At 39.5% G+C, this 17039-nt stretch carries 14 protein-coding genes; 11 read left to right on the top strand and 3 right to left on the bottom strand.

Going from position 1 to position 17039, the window contains the following annotated elements; genetic code table 11:
* Entirely contained in the window at positions 1-1317 is a 1317-nt protein-coding gene (locus EGI24_RS05990) for an ATP-binding protein (protein ID WP_255047448.1), read from the top strand.
* Here EGI24_RS05990 and idi read toward each other — a convergent pair whose 3' ends face one another.
* The gene (gene idi / locus EGI24_RS05985) at positions 1318-1836 is read right to left on the bottom strand and encodes an isopentenyl-diphosphate Delta-isomerase (RefSeq protein WP_255047447.1); all 519 of its coding nucleotides are present in this window, start codon (positions 1834-1836) and stop codon (positions 1318-1320) included.
* A gap of 92 nt (positions 1837-1928) precedes the next feature.
* Between idi and EGI24_RS05980 the strand changes: the two genes are divergently transcribed.
* From EGI24_RS05980 to EGI24_RS05970, 3 genes are all read left to right on the top strand, one after another.
* Positions 1929-2756, top strand: a complete 828-nt coding sequence (locus tag EGI24_RS05980; protein WP_255047446.1) for a fumarylacetoacetate hydrolase family protein — start codon at positions 1929-1931, stop codon at positions 2754-2756.
* Complete coding sequence (locus tag EGI24_RS05975; RefSeq protein WP_255047445.1) at positions 2757-4319, top strand: aldehyde dehydrogenase (NADP(+)); 1563 nt, start codon at positions 2757-2759, stop codon at positions 4317-4319.
* Between the two features lie 223 nt (positions 4320-4542).
* The gene (locus tag EGI24_RS05970) at positions 4543-7485 is read left to right on the top strand and encodes a DNA polymerase III subunit alpha (RefSeq protein ID WP_255047444.1); all 2943 of its coding nucleotides are present in this window, start codon (positions 4543-4545) and stop codon (positions 7483-7485) included.
* Between the two features lie 36 nt (positions 7486-7521).
* Here EGI24_RS05970 and EGI24_RS05965 read toward each other — a convergent pair whose 3' ends face one another.
* Positions 7522-8217: a DsbA family protein gene (locus EGI24_RS05965; protein ID WP_255047443.1), complete on the bottom strand. Its 696-nt coding sequence runs from the start codon at positions 8215-8217 to the stop codon at positions 7522-7524.
* 49 nt (positions 8218-8266) lie between these two features.
* Between EGI24_RS05965 and EGI24_RS05960 the strand changes: the two genes are divergently transcribed.
* The 7 genes from EGI24_RS05960 (at position 8267) to guaB (ending at position 16444) form a co-directional block, all read left to right on the top strand.
* The gene (locus EGI24_RS05960; protein ID WP_255047442.1) at positions 8267-10405 is read left to right on the top strand and encodes a S9 family peptidase; all 2139 of its coding nucleotides are present in this window, start codon (positions 8267-8269) and stop codon (positions 10403-10405) included.
* Positions 10406-10625: 220 nt separating this feature from the next.
* Positions 10626-11174, top strand: coding sequence for an SPOR domain-containing protein (locus EGI24_RS05955; protein WP_255047441.1), 549 nt, complete (start codon positions 10626-10628; stop codon positions 11172-11174).
* On the top strand, positions 11171-12271 hold the full coding sequence (gmd, locus tag EGI24_RS05950) for a GDP-mannose 4,6-dehydratase (protein WP_255047440.1): 1101 nt from the start codon (positions 11171-11173) through the stop codon (positions 12269-12271). The genes EGI24_RS05955 and gmd overlap by 4 nt, the downstream gene beginning before the upstream one ends.
* 37 nt (positions 12272-12308) lie before the next feature.
* Positions 12309-12881, top strand: coding sequence for a peptide deformylase (def, locus tag EGI24_RS05945; RefSeq protein WP_255047439.1), 573 nt, complete (start codon positions 12309-12311; stop codon positions 12879-12881).
* Positions 12882-12887: 6 nt separating this feature from the next.
* Positions 12888-13658: an amidohydrolase gene (locus EGI24_RS05940; protein WP_255047438.1), complete on the top strand. Its 771-nt coding sequence runs from the start codon at positions 12888-12890 to the stop codon at positions 13656-13658.
* A 124-nt stretch (positions 13659-13782) separates the two neighbouring features.
* Positions 13783-14784 carry a VPS10 domain-containing protein gene (locus tag EGI24_RS05935; protein WP_255047437.1) on the top strand — a complete coding sequence of 334 codons (1002 nt, stop codon included), beginning with the start codon at positions 13783-13785 and terminating at the stop codon, positions 14782-14784.
* A 190-nt stretch (positions 14785-14974) separates the two neighbouring features.
* Complete coding sequence (guaB, locus tag EGI24_RS05930) at positions 14975-16444, top strand: IMP dehydrogenase (RefSeq protein WP_255047436.1); 1470 nt, start codon at positions 14975-14977, stop codon at positions 16442-16444.
* A gap of 58 nt (positions 16445-16502) precedes the next feature.
* Here guaB and EGI24_RS05925 read toward each other — a convergent pair whose 3' ends face one another.
* Positions 16503-16811, bottom strand: coding sequence for an SCP2 sterol-binding domain-containing protein (locus EGI24_RS05925; protein ID WP_255047435.1), 309 nt, complete (start codon positions 16809-16811; stop codon positions 16503-16505).
* Positions 16812-17039 lie beyond the last annotated feature (228 nt).

Here is a 17039-nt window from a genome sequence, read left to right as displayed (position 1 = left end):
ATGTACTTTAAGAGGTTTATAGACAGCTATTTAATCGAATGGAAAGATTCTTCAGAAAGAAAGCCTCTATTGCTTCGAGGTGCTCGTCAAGTTGGCAAGTCTTCTGCAGTTAAGAATTTGGCTCAACATTTTGACAATTATGTGGAGATAAATTTTGAAGAGAATCCAGGCCTAATTGAATTGTTTGAGGGAGATTTAAACCCTCAATTTTTGATTCAGAACCTTTCTGTTTTTTTGAATCAAGAAATTGTTCCCCAGAAAACACTTTTGTTTTTCGACGAAATTCAGGCTTGCCCAAGGGCATTGGCATCATTAAGGTTTTTTTATGAAAAAATGCCCGAATTGCACCTAGTTGCAGCAGGCTCATTGCTAGAGTTCGCACTTTCTGAACTCCCAACTTTCGGGGTGGGGAGAATACGATCCCTGTTCATGTATCCCTTTTCGTTTGACGAATTTTTAGGGGCTATGGGCGAAGACAAGTTGGTTAATGCAAAAAACACAGCCAATACCAGCACTCCTTTACCAACTGCCATTCATCAAAAAATAAATGATTTTCTTAAGGTTTATCTTTTGGTTGGCGGTATGCCTGAGGCAATTAGCTCTTATTGCAAAACAAAATCTTTGCTTAAAGCTCAAGAAGTATTGGATGATTTAATCGTTTCTATCAAAGCCGATTTTGTGAAGTACAAAAAAAGAGTGCCAGCAGCTCGAATCTCCGAAATATTTGATTCGGTAATCAGCCAAAGTGGTGGTAAGTTTGTGTATTCTAAAGTTGGCCAAAACGTAAATCATGGTCAGATAAAGGAAGCCTTGGAACTGCTGATTCAAGCTGGCTTAGTGTATCCAGTTACGCATACATCAGCAAACGGAATCCCTTTAGGAGCTGAAACAGACCCAAAAAAACGCAAAATGATTCTCTATGATACAGGTATTTTTCAGAGAATTTTGGGTCTTAATATTTCGGATTTTTTGTTTGATACCGATACTTCAGTCATCAACAAAGGTGCTATAGCAGAGCAGTTTTGGGCATTGGAATATTTAAAAAACAGCTTTCCACTGCAAGCAACAAGTTTATATTATTGGCACCGTGAAAACCCAAATGCAAATGCTGAATTGGACTATGTGATTCAGAAAGGGTCGGAAATATTGCCGATTGAGGTGAAATCTTCAGGGAAAGGCAGTATGCAAAGTCTAAGGCAGTTTTTGTCGGATAAAAACATTCCGTTCGGGTATCGTTTTTCTCTAGAAAATTATTCAGAATATCAGCAAATAAAAAGCTGCCCTTTATATGGCGTAAAAGCTTTTTTAGATGAATAATCAAGCCAACAATTCAGCCTCATGATTCATAATTTCTCGAAACCAAACCGTGAAATCTTCGGGATTTTGCAAGATCAGTTCTTTAGTTTCCGAAATCGAAACCCATTTATAATCAGCTACTTCGTCTGGATTAACAATAAACTTATCATTAAAAGTGCCAATATAAACATGATCAATTTCATTCTCAGTAAGGCCATTGTCAAAAAAAGCTTTGTATCTGAAGGTAAATTTGTGAGAGAGAACACAGTCAAATCCCATTTCTTCTTGTAGCCTGCGGTGAACGGCAGCTTCCATACTTTCGCCTTCATTGGGATGCCCACAGCAGGTATTGGTCCAAAGACCTGGAGAATGATATTTGTCAAAAGCCCGTTGATGAATCAGTATTTCTCCCTCATCATTAAAAACCAAAATTGAAAATGCTCGGTGAAGCCATCCTTTTTGGTGAACTTCCAACTTTTCGCCGTGGCCTATGATGTTATCGTCGTCGTCAACGAGCGGAATATTGATTATTTGCGGCATTCTAATGATTTGCATTTAATTGTAAACACAATGTTGCGTTTAAGTGTTTCGAATAATCAAAAAATTAGTAAATTGCCTAAAAAATTCAACCCGTGAAAATATACAATACTACGCAAGGCATTATTGCCGAAAAAGATTCAAAGTTTTTCAAAATTAGCGGCCTAGGTTGGGATGAGCTCGTCAACCAATCTGGATTATTTTCTTTTTTAACCGAGAAAATTCAGACCTCTGCAAGTATAGCTGAACTAGATGAAAGTACCATTTTAGCACCAATAGTTTCACAAGAAATCTGGGCTTCAGGTGTGACTTACCTCAGAAGCAAAACGGCCCGTATGGAGGAATCCAAAGACGCGGGTGGCGGCGATTTCTATGACAGAGTTTACGATGCCGAACGTCCTGAGATATTTTTTAAAGCCACCGCAGCTCGAACTGTTGGCCATTTGCAAAACATCAGAATCCGCAAAGATTCCAAATGGAATGTTCCTGAGCCAGAATTGACGCTATTTGTGAATAACCTAAACCAAATAGCCGGTTATACCATCGGTAATGACGTGAGTTCGAGAGACATCGAAGGTGAAAATCCCTTGTATTTGCCACAGGCCAAAAGCTACGATAAAAGTGCGGCTATTGGGCCATGCATTCTAGTTTTGGAAGAGCCAATAAGCAGAGATACAGACATATCGGTAGAAATTCTTCGTGGTGAAAAAACAGTTTTTGAGGGAAAAACTCAACTTTCTCAAATGAAACGTGAATTGCCCGAATTGGTGGAATATCTGACCAGAGAATGCAGTTTTCCGCAAGGCGTTTTCTTGATGACGGGTACGGGAACGGTACCTCCAGACGATTTCACGATGATCAGTGGCGACGTCGTAAAAATCAGCATTGACAACATAGGTACGCTCATAAATACAGTAGAATAAATGCAAGTTTTAGGAAAAAATCTAATCGGATTCACAGAATCTTCAGAAGGCACAGTCGGTATTCAGGCCATCAATCCAGCCTCAGGCGAGCCGATTGGTCCCTTGTTTTTCAAGGCAACCTTAAGCGAACTTGATTTGGCGGTTCATAAAGCCAATGCGGCCTTCGCCACTTATAGAAAAAAATCAGGTGCAGAAAAAGCCGCATTTCTTGAAGCCATAGCTGCAGAAATAGAAGCATTGGGCGACACTTTAATAGAAAGATACACTGCCGAAAGTGGCCTGCCCGCGGGCAGAGCACAAGGCGAAAGGGGCCGAACAATTGGCCAGCTCAGATTATTTGCCCAACTCCTGAAAGATGGGTCTTGGGTGAATGCCATCATAGACACCGCTCAGCCAGACAGACAACCACTTCCAAAACCAGACATTAGGGCAATGGAAAGACCTCTTGGTCCTGTAGGCATTTTTGGAGCAAGCAATTTCCCGTTAGCATTCTCTGTGGCAGGTGGCGATACTGTTTCGGCATTGGCTGCTGGTTGTCCAGTAGTTTTTAAAGGCCATCCCTCACATTTAGGTACTTCAGAATTGGCAGGTAGGGCTATACTTGCTGCTGCTCAAAAAACCGGAATGCCTGATGGCGTATTCTCCTTGGTTTTTGACGATACCATAGAAATAGGTCAAGCTTTGGTAAAACATCCATTGGTCAAAGCCATTGGTTTTACTGGGTCATTGAGAGGTGGCAAATCACTATTTGACGCAGCTGCTGCAAGACCAGAACCTATTCCGGTTTATGCCGAAATGGGTAGCACCAATCCTGTGTTTATTTTACCAAAAACTCTGAAAGAAAAAGGAGACGCTTTAGCTCAGAACTACATCAATTCCGTAACGATGGGCGTGGGTCAATTTTGTACCAATCCAGGGTTATTGGTTATTGAAAAAGATGAAGCTTTTATACAAAAATTGGAAAGTGTTTCAGCAGCATCAATGGGTGGTGTTATGCTCAATAAAGGCATACAATCGGTTTATCACAAAGGCATAGAGGAATTTGAAAAATACGCCAAAGTAATCAGTTTTGGTAAAAAACCAGAAGGCTTCACTGCCGCACATCCAGCCATTTTTAAGACAGATTATCAGTCTTTTAAAGACAACGAAACACTTAAAGAAGAGGTTTTCGGACCTTCAAGCTTAGTGGTAGAAGCCAGCAGTAGAGAAGAAATAATGGAAGTTGCTCATAATCTCTCGGGACATCTTACGGCCACTGTCTTCGGTTCCCCAGAAGAGTTAGCCGAATATGCAGATTTACTCGAACTTTTGGAACAGAAAGTTGGCAGGTTAATTATCAATGGCTTCCCTACAGGCGTTGAAGTTACGCACGCCATGGTGCACGGTGGCCCATATCCAGCTACTACAGACAGCAGAAGTACATCCGTAGGCACCATGTCCATCACCAGATTTACAAGGCCAGTTTGTTATCAAGATATGCCAGATGCTTTGCTTCCTATCGAACTTCAAAACGATAATACTTTGGGTATTTGGAGGAAAGTGAATGGGGAGATGGAGAAGTAGAAGACGAAAATAATATAATCAAATCGAGAATCCCCGTTTTTTTTAGAAACGGGGATTTTTTTTGTGTTCTACCTTAATCCATTAAGTAATCTAGTTTTAATAAAATTTAAGATTTATCAATTCTACCCACAAGCTTTAAAAAGCATATTATGCTAAATTTCACGGCAAGACACAGCCAATATTTTCACCAATTTTGCATTCCAAAAAATGTGCAAACCAAAAAATGTATCTCAATTGTCATTCATTTTATTCCATGCGGTATGGTACATTGTCGCCAGAAAAACTGGTCGTACAAGCCAAAAATTTGGGTATAAAAAGGCTCGCCCTCACAGACATCAACATCACTTCGGGAATTTTCGATTTTGTAAAAGAGTGCAAAGCTGTTGATATTGAACCAGTGGTGGGCGTGGAGTTTCGCAACGACGACCAACTCCGTTACATTTGTTTGGCACAAAACCATGCCGGATATGCCGAAATCAACGAGCACCTTACTGCACATTTGTTGTCAGAAACCGCCTTTCCTAGTCAATCACCAAATTTTCAAAATGTTTATGTCATCTATCCCCTCGAAACCCTCGACAGCTACCAGCACCTCCAACCCAACGAATTTGTGGGTGTCCGCTACTGGGAGTTCAACAAACTATTTCGTTACAGATCGAAGCTGGATGCCTCGAAACTCGTCCTCTGGCAGCCGGTTACGTTTCTGGACCGCCCAAATTACAACCTGCACCGCCTGCTGCGAGCCATCGACCACAATGTCTTACTGAGCAAGCTCTTACCAAGCAACCACGCCACAGCAAACGAAACATTCGTTGCACCCGAACGTCTAAAAGAGTTGTTTGAAGCCTATCCTGACCTCATAAAAAATTCAGAAAAACTTTTAGAAAAATGCAACTTTGAGTTTGATTTTAAACAAGCCAAGAACAAAAAAATATATACCTGTTCGGAAACGGACGACCTCGAATTGCTCCGAAAACTCGCCTATGATGGTTTGATTTATCGCTATGGAAAAAATCAAAAAGAAGCTAAAAAACGTGTCGACCGCGAGCTTAAAATCATAGAAGAACTGCACTTTGGTTCGTATTTTCTGATTACTTGGGATATCATAAAATATGCTAAATCAAAGGGTTACTACCACATTGGCCGAGGTTCGGGTGCCAACAGCATAGTGGCCTATTGCGTGGGCATTACAGACGTAGACCCCGTAGAGCTCGACCTATATTTTGAGCGATTCATCAATCCCCACCGTACTTCGCCACCCGACTTCGACATCGACTTTAGCTGGGACGAACGAGACGAAATCATTGACTACGTTTTTAAGCGTTATGGCAAAGAACACGTATCGTTGATGGCCACTTACAACACCTTCAAAGGACGCTCCATTTACCGTGAGTTGGGGAAGGTTTTTGGTTTACCCAAACCCGAAATAGACGAACTCGTCAACAATCCCTCGGGCATACACCGCAATGAACATACGCAATACATACTCAAATACGCCCCCATGATGATAGACTTTCCTGAGCATCTGTCTATTCATGCAGGAGGTATTCTGATCAGCGAAGAGCCTCTTACCCACTATTCGGCATTGCAGCCTATGCCGAAGGGTTTTCCAATCTGCCAGTTTGATATGTACGTAGCCGAAGAAATTGGCTTCGCCAAGTTTGATGTCCTGTCGCAGCGTGGGCTTGGACATATCAAAAGTTGTGTAGACATCGTGAAAGAAAACTACAACATCAACATCGACATCCACGCCATACAAAAATTTAAAAAAGACCCTGAAATTCGACGCCAACTCGTAAACCACGAAACCATGGGGGCTTTTTATGTGGAATCTCCCGCCATGCGGCAGCTGATATGGAAACTCCAGTGTGACAATTACCTCACACTTGTGGCAGCCAGCTCTATTATCCGACCGGGGGTATCGTCTAGCGGCATGATGAGCGAGTATATCAAACGCCACCACAACCCTGCAGCCACCACGTATATCCACCCAAAAATGGAAGACCTCCTCAAGGAAACCTATGGCGTAATGGTGTACCAAGAGGATGTTATCAAGGTGGCTCACCATTTTGCAGGACTCACCTTGGCAGAGTCGGACGTATTAAGAAGGGCCATGAGTGGCAAGTTTAGGTCAAAGAAAGAGTTTGACAGAATAGTGGAAAAATGGTATGCCAACTGCAAAGAACTCGGCTACCCCGACGACATAGCTCATGAAGTTTGGCGACAAATAGAAAGTTTCTCTGGCTATAGTTTTAGCAAGGCACATTCGGCGAGTTTTGCGGTAGAGAGCTATCAGAGTTTATATCTAAAAGCTTACTATCCTAGGGAATTTATGGTAGCCGTAATCAATAACTTCGGGGGATTTTACAACACCGAGATGTACGTACACGAAGCCCGCCGCTGTGGAGCAGAAATAGAAACCCCTGACATAAACCGAAGTACCTATCTCACACATATAAAAGGCATCACGATATGGCTGGGTTGGATACACATTCAAGGATTACAAGACAAAATGATAGCAGATTTGCTAGAAAACCGTGAGACAAATGGCGATTTTCTAAGCTTTCAAAATTTTCTTCATCGTGTACACATAGGCTTGGAGCAGTTGATTATCCTCATCCGTGTAGGGGCGTTTAGGTCATTTGGTAATGCTAAAAAAGAGCTGATGTGGGAGGCCCATTTCTTTCACAACAAATCGGCTCGAACGTCGGCATACACCCCTGCATTATTTGAAGAAGAAGAGCAAACTTTTGCTCTTCCACAGCTGATAAGCTATCAGCTCGAAGACCAATACGACGAACTTGAGCTGCTGGGCTTTCCGCTAGAATCGCCCTTTAAGATGATTTCAGAAAACCCATTAAGCCGACTCACCGCCGTTCACCTTGGGCAGCTGATAGGCAAGCACGTAAAAATATATGGCTACTTGGTTAACTATAAATCTATACGTACCAAGAACCACAAAAACATGGCTTTCGGCTATTTTATAGACCACGAAGGCGAGTTTTTTGACACCACACATTTCCCACAAAACATCGAGCGATACCCGTTCAGAGGCAAAGGCGTATATTTTATAGAAGGCAGAGTAGTAGAAGAATTTAGCTTTCCTTCCATAGAAGTCCTCAGCATGCGGAAATGCGGATTGAAGATGGATCCGAGGGCGGAGTGAGGTTAGCTAAATAATAAGAACGTTTAAGCATACTAATCACAAACACTCCCCGCTTTCCACATCACAACGCTCACCAGCTGCTATGCTAGTTTCGGCGGCCATTTCTTGTTGTATCTGACGCAATGTATCTGCCAACACTTGTGGCGGCTGAGCTCCGCTGATACCATATTTTTCGTTGAAAATAAAGAACGGCACAGCACTCACCCCCCTCGACTGAAAATATGAAATCTTGGCTTTTACTTCTTCCAGCATTCCGGTGTTCTCAAGTATGCCATTCACTTTTTCAGCACTCCAGTCAAACTCCGCCACGATTTTTACTATATTTTCGGTCTTGCTCAAATCCGTAGCTTCTTCAAAATAAGCTTTAAAAAAACGCTCTTTTAGTTTGGCTTTAAATCCTTCTTTTTCGGCTTCTAGCATCAGCACATGCAGAGGCAGGGTGTTCATAGTTCGCTCCATTTTACTAAAGTCAAACGCTATCCCTTCTGCATCGCCCACGCTTTCCATGTGTTCAAAAATCTGCTGTACTTTTTCTGCACTTCCAAACTTCGCCTCATAGTAAGGCTTCAAATCCCTTCCCTCTTTCGGCACGGTAGGATCCAACTGAAAAGGCTGCCAAGTAATATCTGCATTGATTTCTGGCACCATGGCCAATGCTTTTTCCAAGCGACTTTTACCCACATAACACCACGGACAAGCCACATCTGAAACAATATCTATTTTAATATTCATATTTTTTACTAAATTTCGCAATCATCTTAATCAACAATACAAAAAAACGATGCGAAAAATTCTATTTCTACTCCTAATTAGCCATTTTTCTTTTGCTCAAAAAGAGAAAATTCAAGTAACAGACCTTACCAAAATCAAAAACGTGGTAGCGATAGTCAGCAACAATGAGAAGGCCATTTATGCCTTAAAAACCATTGAAGCCGCACCAGAAAAGCCTTTGGAGTACGATTACGTAACGAACCTATATCTGATAAATCTCCAAAATCCGCAAAAACACATCGCCCTGACAAGAGGAAATGAGGGTGCTTCTCAGCCAGCTCTTTCTCCAGATGGCAAAACAGTGGCATTTACCCGAACCGTAAAAGATAAATCACAAATATTCATTTTGCCACTAGAAGGCGGAGAACCTTGGCAGCTGACCAATACCAAATATGGAGCAGCCTCACCGCAGTTTAGCCCAGACGGCTCTAAGATTCTGTTTACCTCAAGCCTGAGTTTGAATGAAATCCTGACCGATTCTGTATTTAATGCAAAAAAAGAACTACCAGCGTGGTCTTTCGAAAAACCTGGCTTTAGTTCAAATAGTTTTTTGGTCGAAAAGAAAGGCATAAAAGCCAATCCCGACGGAAATATTGAAGAAATAAGGGCTTATCTCAACAAAGACGTGGTAGACAAAAAAGCCAAAGTCCTCAATCGCCTGAATTTCCAAGGCGAGGCCACTGTAGAGCCTGAAATGCGTTTCAATCATTTATTTGAAATCGAAATTACCGAGAACGCAAAAGCCAGAGCCATTACTTCGGGTTATTGGTCGTTTCAAAACGCCTACTATGCTCCTGACAGCAAAAAAGTATACGCAACCACTGCAAAAGACGCCAATCAACACCCTGACCGTGAACAGGAGAACAAAATTATCGCTATTGATTTGGCCACTTTAAAACAAATCACGGTTTTAGAAAAAGATGGGAGAAGCTTCGGAGGACTGAGTTTGTCGCCAAATGGAAGCAAAATAGCATTTGTAATGAACACCGCCAATGTGATGTCACATGGGCAACTTTGCTTAATGAATATTGACGGAACGAGCTTCAAAGAAATAAACTTTGACAGAATCCCCAACGACATGGAATGGAATCAAGATGAGAAGAGTTTGTTTTTTGCAGCAAATTCCAATGGCGGAGTACCTGTTTTCAAACTTGATTTGACCACTGGGAAAGTAGAAAAACTAACAGACTTTGAGTCAGGAATTGGTGCATTAGAAGTTTTGAGTTCAGGCAAAACGATTTTTGCAAAAAATGATGTTTCTAATCCCCATGAAATTTATATTTCTGATTTAAGCTTTAAGATTCAAACCAAAGTCAGCGATTTAAATACATCTTGGATAAAAAACAAAAAACTAAGTTTCCCAGAAAAACGAACTTTCAAAAACTCCGCTGGTCAAGAGATAGAATTCTGGATAATGAAACCGACCGACTTTGTGGCAGGCAAAAAATATCCACTTTTACTCCAAATGCATGGAGGGCCAACCGCCATGTGGGGGCCAGGAGAAGCTTCTATGTGGCATGAGCTGCAGTATTTTGCAGCACAAGGTTATGGCGTAGTTTACCCAAATCAAAGAGGGTCAGGAGGATATGGAAAGGATTTTCAGTTTTCAAACTATCGTGACTGGGGCACTGGTCCGCAAGAAGATGCATTGGGTGCTTGTAATATTGCAGCCAAAGAATCTTGGGTAGACACCTCCAAGCAGGTCATCACTGGCGGGTCTTATGCTGGATATTTAACCGCTTGGATTGTTGCTCATGACCACCGATTCAAAGCCGCATTCGCTCAGAGGGGCGTATATGACCTAACCACTTTTATGGGCGAAGGCAACGCTTGGAGACTTACGCCAAACTACTTCGGTTTGCCATGGGACGATGAAGCAAAAACTAAAATTGATGCCAATTCACCTTATACTTTTGTAGATAAAATAAAAACCCCCCTACTCATAAAACATGGAGAAAACGACCTTAGAACAGGTGTAATTCAATCAGAAATGATGTTTAAAAGCCTTAAATATCTGGGGAAAGAGGTGGAGTATGTAAGGATGCCAGGAGGAACTCACGAACTTTCAAGGACTGGCAATGTGCGTCAGAGAATAGATAGGATATTGAGAATTTATGAATTTTTTGAGCGATACATTTCCGAAAAATAAAATTTGTGAATAATTAAATTTATTTATTAAATAATATTTTTTATATTTGCAGTATAAGTGAGATTTAAAACATCACCCTTAATACTAAGGTGATTTATCATAGGTTAAAGTATTTTCGTCTTGGAAAGGCATTTGGGTCTCCCGAATGTCTTTTTTATTGTACTAATACATTCATTTACAAGACTAAATTGTTAATTTTGTGTCCAGATAATTGATAATTATGAAGAAATACCTGCTTTTCGTGTGTTTTCTTTGGACGCTTAGCTCATGTATGAGTAAGCTTAGTCCGGCTAAAGAGAGCAAAAATACAGAGAAAATTACAGAGTATTCTGAGGATTTGTCAGTGTTTAGACCAAAATACGAATCGACTCAACCCGCAATCATAGAAAAAACGGAGTCACCAAAAACGCCAAATGCACCGTCAAAGTCAAGTTCTACCCTAAAAAATGAGAACGATGCAGTCGAGGCAATGTTGGTTCATATAAAAGAAACCAACAAAAAACTTGCTGAAGGCAAAGGTTTTAGAATTCAAGTTTTTTCGGGAAATAACAAAGCTGATTTTGAATCGGCAAAAAGTTATTTGTATAGAAATTTCTCAGAACTTGAGCTTTATGAATCTTATAGCCAACCTACCTATAAAATAAAAGTTGGCGACTTTATAAGTATCGATGAAGCATCAAGGTATCAAACAGATCTAAAAACAAAATTCAGCACTGTAAGAATTATAAGCGACAAAATAAACGTAAAAAAAGCACTCGAAATTAAATGAAAAAAGCACTCATAACTGGTGTAACTGGTCAAGATGGAGCCTATTTGGCAGAATTTCTTCTTCAAAAAGGCTATGAAGTTCATGGTATAAAAAGAAGAGCGTCATTGTTCAATACTGATCGTATCGATCACCTTTATAAAGATTTACACGAAACAAACGTAAAGTTCATACTTCATTACGGCGATTTGAGCGATTCGACCAACATCATTAGAATCATACAAGAAGTAAAACCCGACGAAATCTATAACCTTGGAGCAATGTCTCACGTCAAAGTGAGTTTCGACGAACCAGAATATACCGCAAACGTAGACGGAATTGGTACGTTAAGAATATTAGAAGCCGTGAGGCTTTTGGGTCTTACAGATACCTGTAGAATATATCAAGCATCTACATCAGAACTATACGGTTTAGTTCAGGAAGTGCCTCAGTCAGAAACTACCCCTTTTTATCCTAGATCACCCTATGCTGTAGCCAAATTGTATGGCTATTGGATTACGGTAAACTACCGCGAAGCTTACAATATGTACGCTTGTAATGGTATTCTTTTTAACCACGAATCTCCACTCAGGGGCGAAACTTTTGTAACAAGAAAAATAACAAGAGCTGTTTCACAAATAGCTTTGGGACAAGAAGAATGTTTGTTTTTAGGAAATCTTGATGCAAAAAGAGACTGGGGTCATGCCAAAGATTATATTGAAGCAATGTGGTTGATTCTGCAACAAGATGTTGCTGAAGACTACGTAATTGCCACAGGAATAACGACTACCGTAAGAGATTTTGTAAAAATGGCTTTCGGAGAAGTGGGAATTTTACTAGAATTCAAAGGCTCTGAAGACAAAGAAGAAGCTTTTGTGGTAAGTTGTTCAAATCCAGAATTCCAATTGGAAATTGGCAAGAGAGTGCTCGCTGTTGATCCAAAATATTATAGACCAACCGAAGTTGAGCTACTCATAGGTGACCCCACAAAATCTCAAACAAAACTGGGCTGGGTACCGAAATATGATTTGCCAGCATTGGTAAAAGAAATGGTTGCTGCAGATTTAGACTATTTTCAAAACCAACCCGTTTTCAATAAAGCGGGAATAAAAATTAGGTAATCGAGGAGATTTTCAATAAAATATACGATTTAAAAAAATGATTTATCCTATAGTAGCATACGGTGCCCCTGTATTAAGGAAAGTTTGTGTTGATATTAAGAAAGGAGAATTTGACGTCAAAAAAGTATCTGACGACATGTTTGAAACTATGTATTCAGCATCTGGCGTTGGTTTGGCCGGTCCACAAGTAGGTTTGGCTTACAGAATATTTGTGGTTGATGGTGAAATCATGAATAAAGGAGCAGAAACAGAAGATGAAATAGATCAGTCTTTGATAGGCTTCAAAAAGACTTTTATCAATGCCCAAATTTTAGAGGAAAAAGGAGAAAAGTGGGCTTATGAAGAAGGCTGTTTGAGTATTCCTGGCATCAGAGCAGATGTTTACAGGTCAGATACCCTTATTATCAGATACTTAGATACTGATTTTGTTGAATACACTGAAGAGTATTCGGGATTAGCGGCACGGATAATTCAGCACGAATATGACCATATTGAAGGTGTTCTGTTCACAGACCATTTGGCTCCACTGAAAAAGCAAATGCTGAAGAAAAGACTCGGAAATATCCAAAAAGGAATAGTAGATGCCGACTATAGAATGAAATTTGCATAATTTACAATGAATCAGAACCTCAATATTAGCCTGATTCAAACGGATTTAGTTTGGGAAAACCCCCAAGCCAATTTTAGGAATTTCGAAGAAAAAATATATACCCGCACAGATAACCCCGATTTGATAATCTTACCTGAGATGTTCAATTCGGGGTTTTCTATGAATTTTTCAGAAAAAAGTCCTTCGAAAAGTTTGGAATGGATGACAAATGTTTCCAAACAAAAACAGTCGGCAATTTACGGTTCTGTGGCAATCTCCGAAGGCGAGTATTGTTTCAACAGAGGTTGTTTTGTAATGCCCAATGGCGAGCAAACTTTCTATGATAAAAAACATTTGTTCAAATACGGAAAAGAACACGAAACTTATACACCAGGTTCTGAATCTGTCACCGTTTCATACAAAAATTGGAAAATCAAACCTCTTATATGTTACGACTTGAGGTTTCCAGTATGGAGTAGAAATACAGTTCCATACTATGATTTGCTTATCTATGTGGCTTCGTGGCCTATGGCTCGTATAGAGGCCTGGAAAACGCTTTTAAAAGCCCGAGCAATCGAAAACCAATGCTATGTGGTAGGTGTCAACAGACTGGGACAAGACGGCAATGGTCTTTCCTATAATGGGCAATCACTCGTTATTGATTATGCTGGCGAAATCTTATGTGATTCAAAAGAAGATGATGCCTTATTTTCAACTACACTATCACTTGAAAACCTCCAAACCTTTAGATCAAAATTTCCTTTTTTAGCCGACGCCGACCCATTCATACTGAAATAAAATAGGGATTTTTGGCATTAGAAAGGGCCTGACGCTTACTTTTTAAACATTTTTTATTATTATTGCTTTTCGAAAAAGAACCTTTAAAAATTTATACTATAAACCGTTAACAAGTCTATAGCCCTTGAAGATATTTTTACTACTTATTATAATTTTATTTAGCCTAACACACACAAAAGCTCAAAATATTTCAGTCGATATTTTGCAGCAAGGTAATTCTTTTGCAGATTCTTCCTACTATGACATCATAAAAGTAGAAAACAAGTATTGGATTGGCGGAAAGTATGGTATTTTGAAATCTCTAGATGCAGACGGTAGAATAGAAAACATTTCATATCCTTCTGAAGGGTTAGATATTTATAAACTCGAAAACTTAGATGATGAAACAGTGCTTGCAAGTGGAGATAAAGGCACACTGTACATTCATAGCCTAAAAACCAAAACTTGGAAATGTATCAAAGTAAAAAATTACGAAAATGCCTGTTTTTATAACCTAGCGGTTGACTCACAAAAAAACATTTATTTGAGTGGTGGAAATTCCAAAATAGCTCATTCGGGAAAAAGTATTCCAAATGGTTTCGTTTTAGTATCGTCCGATATGGGAAATACTTGGAGACAAATTTACAGAAACACATTTAACATGGTCTGGTGCGTAAAAAACAATCCTTACGACAATAAAATATATGCATTGATGTATTCTCCCAACCGCACCAACCTAATGGTATATGAAAATAAGCAGTGGGTGAAAAAACAAAAACTCGGAAACAGTATTTATCACGAAGTACAATTTGAAGGAGAAAATCAATTTGTTGCGACTGGTGGGTGGATTGGAAAAAAAGGCAGAATTCATAGTACAAATCACAAAAAGGTCTTTAATGATGCTGGATTACTTTGGAGCAGGATAAAAAACGAAAAATATACGCTTTTTACAGGATGTAACGGCAATATAGTTTTAGAAACTTCTAATCATAAGACAATGGTTCATCATACAGATCTCAACAAACCTTTTAGTCTTTATGAAGCGATATTTATTGACCAATCAACCGCATTTGCAATTGGTTCTGGACGCACATTGCTGAAGATTTCTATCACTGAAAATCCAAAATTTCAGGCTAAAAATAACTAAGATTTTGGATTAAAAAAGCTCCAGTCTTTTCTTCTCATTTCTTTCTTTTAAAATAGACTTATTCGTATTTTGGTTATAACTTCTGTGCTATATCTAACAAAATTGTCGCATATCTTTTTATTATACGTTGATATTTGATAAATTTTCCATAGCTTTGCATGGCAAATAATAAAACTGAATTATTTGCCATATGTTAGACTCATCAAAGCTTCTTTTTGAAGCACTTACCTACGACGACGTACTCCTTGTTCCTGGCTATTCTGAGGTGCTTCCAAAAGACACCAACACCAGAACTAAGCTCACAAAAAACATCGAAATAAATATTCCATTGATCTCTGCCGCAATGGACACCGTTACTGAACACGAAATGGCTATCGCTATAGCACAAGAAGGTGGCATTGGGATTATTCACAAAAACATGAGCATACAACAGCAAGCCGATCAAGTCAGGCGTGTAAAACGTTCAGAAAGTGGCATGATAAGCGACCCAATTACACTCAATATCAATGCGGTAGTGGGCGATGCTCTTAAAATCATGCGTGAATTCAAAGTTGGTGGAATTCCAGTAATCGACGAAAACGGGACGTTAAAAGGAATAGTAACCAACCGTGACTTGAGATTTCAGACTGATATGGGTTTACCCATAATTGAAATTATGACCATCAATAACTTGGTAACGGCAAATGAGGGAATCAGCCTAGAAGATGCAGAAAATATATTGATGCATAAGAAAATCGAGAAACTTCCGATAATTGATGCAAACCACAAATTGGTGGGTTTGATCACCTACAAAGATATTCTTAAAAAGAAAAACAAACCAAACGCCGCCAAAGACAAAAGAGGTAGATTGTTGGCAGGTGCAGCTGTAGGTGTAACCTCAGACTTGGAAGAAAGGGTATCTGCACTAGTAAAAGCAGGAGTTGATGTCGTAAGCATTGATACCGCTCACGGACACTCAAAGGGTGTTATAGACGCACTGAAAAGCATAAAAGCTAAGTTTCCTAATTTAGAAGTAATATGTGGCAATGTAGCGACTGGTGAGGCTGCCAAAGCACTTGCTGACGCTGGTGCAGACGGCGTGAAAGTAGGCGTTGGCCCTGGAAGTATCTGTACAACGCGTATTATTGCAGGTATCGGAATGCCTCAACTATCAGCCGTTTATCTTTGTGCCAAAGCCTTAGAAGGAACTGGCGTACCAGTAATAGCCGATGGAGGAATCAGATTCTCTGGTGATATAGTAAAGGCCATAGCAGCGGGAGCAGGTACTATAATGATGGGCTCTATGTTTGCTGGAACAGAAGAATCTCCTGGCGAAATAGTGATTTTTGAAGGCAGAAAATTTAAATCTTACCGTGGAATGGGTTCTGTTGAAGCTATGGAAGACGGTTCAAAAGATCGCTATTTTCAAGATGCTACTGACGATGTAAAGAAATTGGTACCTGAAGGAATTGTAGGTCGAGTACCTTTCAAAGGTTTGGTAAGAGAAATAATTTACCAGATGACCGGAGGATTAAAAGCTGGAATGGGCTATTGTGGAGCTGCAAATATAGCTGCTTTGCAAGAGGCCAAATTTGTAAAAATCACCTCCTCTGGAATGAAAGAATCTCATCCACACGATATTCAAATTACGAAAGAAGCCCCAAACTATTCTACAAGATGATAAAAACAATAACCCCAATTTTCAGGAGAAATTGGGGTTAATATTTTAAAAATATCAACTACATCAAACCAAGAAGTTTGGCGTATTTCATCATAGCGGCAGGATTTGATATTTTTATTTTTCCCATCATCATTGCCATCATTGGATTGGTGTCTCCATTGATTATCGACAACAAATCTTCCTCCTTTGCTGTGATGCTAACTTCTGCTTCATCAGCAAGTCCTTCATTGGCTGTAAGCGTTCCATCTTTTACCACCAAATGCATTTCTTTACCTTTCAAATCAAAATTGATTTTGGTAGAAATCCCTTCCAAATCGGAAGGATTTATCTTTGTAGTTAATTTTTCGAAATAATCGTTAATGGTCATTTTTGCTAAATGTATTATTTTTTACAATATTATGCAAGCATACCTTATTTTCGAAACTTTAGTCCAATTTAATTAAAAAAAAGTCCTTTTTAGTCAATAAAAAAAACTAAAATCAACATAACTATTTACTATTCAATATATAAACTTACCTATATCAAGTATTGCATATCAGATGAATAACAATTAAAAATAAATACTTAATTTTGTATGCTTTCTCTATGGCAATCT

It is taken from the genome of Lacihabitans sp. CS3-21 (assembly GCF_024343675.1).
In the GTDB taxonomy this organism is placed as follows: domain Bacteria; phylum Bacteroidota; class Bacteroidia; order Cytophagales; family Spirosomataceae; genus Leadbetterella.
Note: the sequence above shows the minus strand (reverse complement) of the source record. Positions and strands in the feature narration are given on the sequence as shown.

What these genes read in the sequence shown, in the direction of transcription:
- EGI24_RS05970 (WP_255047444.1), top strand. Translation starts at nt 4,543, where the DNA reads ATGTATCTCAATTGTCATTCATTTTATTCCATGCGGTATGGTACATTG.
- EGI24_RS05955 (WP_255047441.1), top strand. Translation starts at nt 10,626, where the DNA reads ATGAAGAAATACCTGCTTTTCGTGTGTTTTCTTTGGACGCTTAGCTCA.
- gmd (WP_255047440.1), top strand. Translation starts at nt 11,171, where the DNA reads ATGAAAAAAGCACTCATAACTGGTGTAACTGGTCAAGATGGAGCCTAT.
- EGI24_RS05975 (WP_255047445.1), top strand. Translation starts at nt 2,757, where the DNA reads ATGCAAGTTTTAGGAAAAAATCTAATCGGATTCACAGAATCTTCAGAA.
- EGI24_RS05960 (WP_255047442.1), top strand. Translation starts at nt 8,267, where the DNA reads ATGCGAAAAATTCTATTTCTACTCCTAATTAGCCATTTTTCTTTTGCT.
- def (WP_255047439.1), top strand. Translation starts at nt 12,309, where the DNA reads ATGATTTATCCTATAGTAGCATACGGTGCCCCTGTATTAAGGAAAGTT.
- guaB (WP_255047436.1), top strand. Translation starts at nt 14,975, where the DNA reads ATGTTAGACTCATCAAAGCTTCTTTTTGAAGCACTTACCTACGACGAC.
- idi (WP_255047447.1), bottom strand. Translation starts at nt 1,836, where the DNA reads ATGCCGCAAATAATCAATATTCCGCTCGTTGACGACGACGATAACATC.
- EGI24_RS05990 (WP_255047448.1), top strand. Translation starts at nt 1, where the DNA reads ATGTACTTTAAGAGGTTTATAGACAGCTATTTAATCGAATGGAAAGAT.
- EGI24_RS05940 (WP_255047438.1), top strand. Translation starts at nt 12,888, where the DNA reads ATGAATCAGAACCTCAATATTAGCCTGATTCAAACGGATTTAGTTTGG.
- EGI24_RS05965 (WP_255047443.1), bottom strand. Translation starts at nt 8,217, where the DNA reads ATGAATATTAAAATAGATATTGTTTCAGATGTGGCTTGTCCGTGGTGT.
- EGI24_RS05925 (WP_255047435.1), bottom strand. Translation starts at nt 16,811, where the DNA reads ATGACCATTAACGATTATTTCGAAAAATTAACTACAAAGATAAATCCT.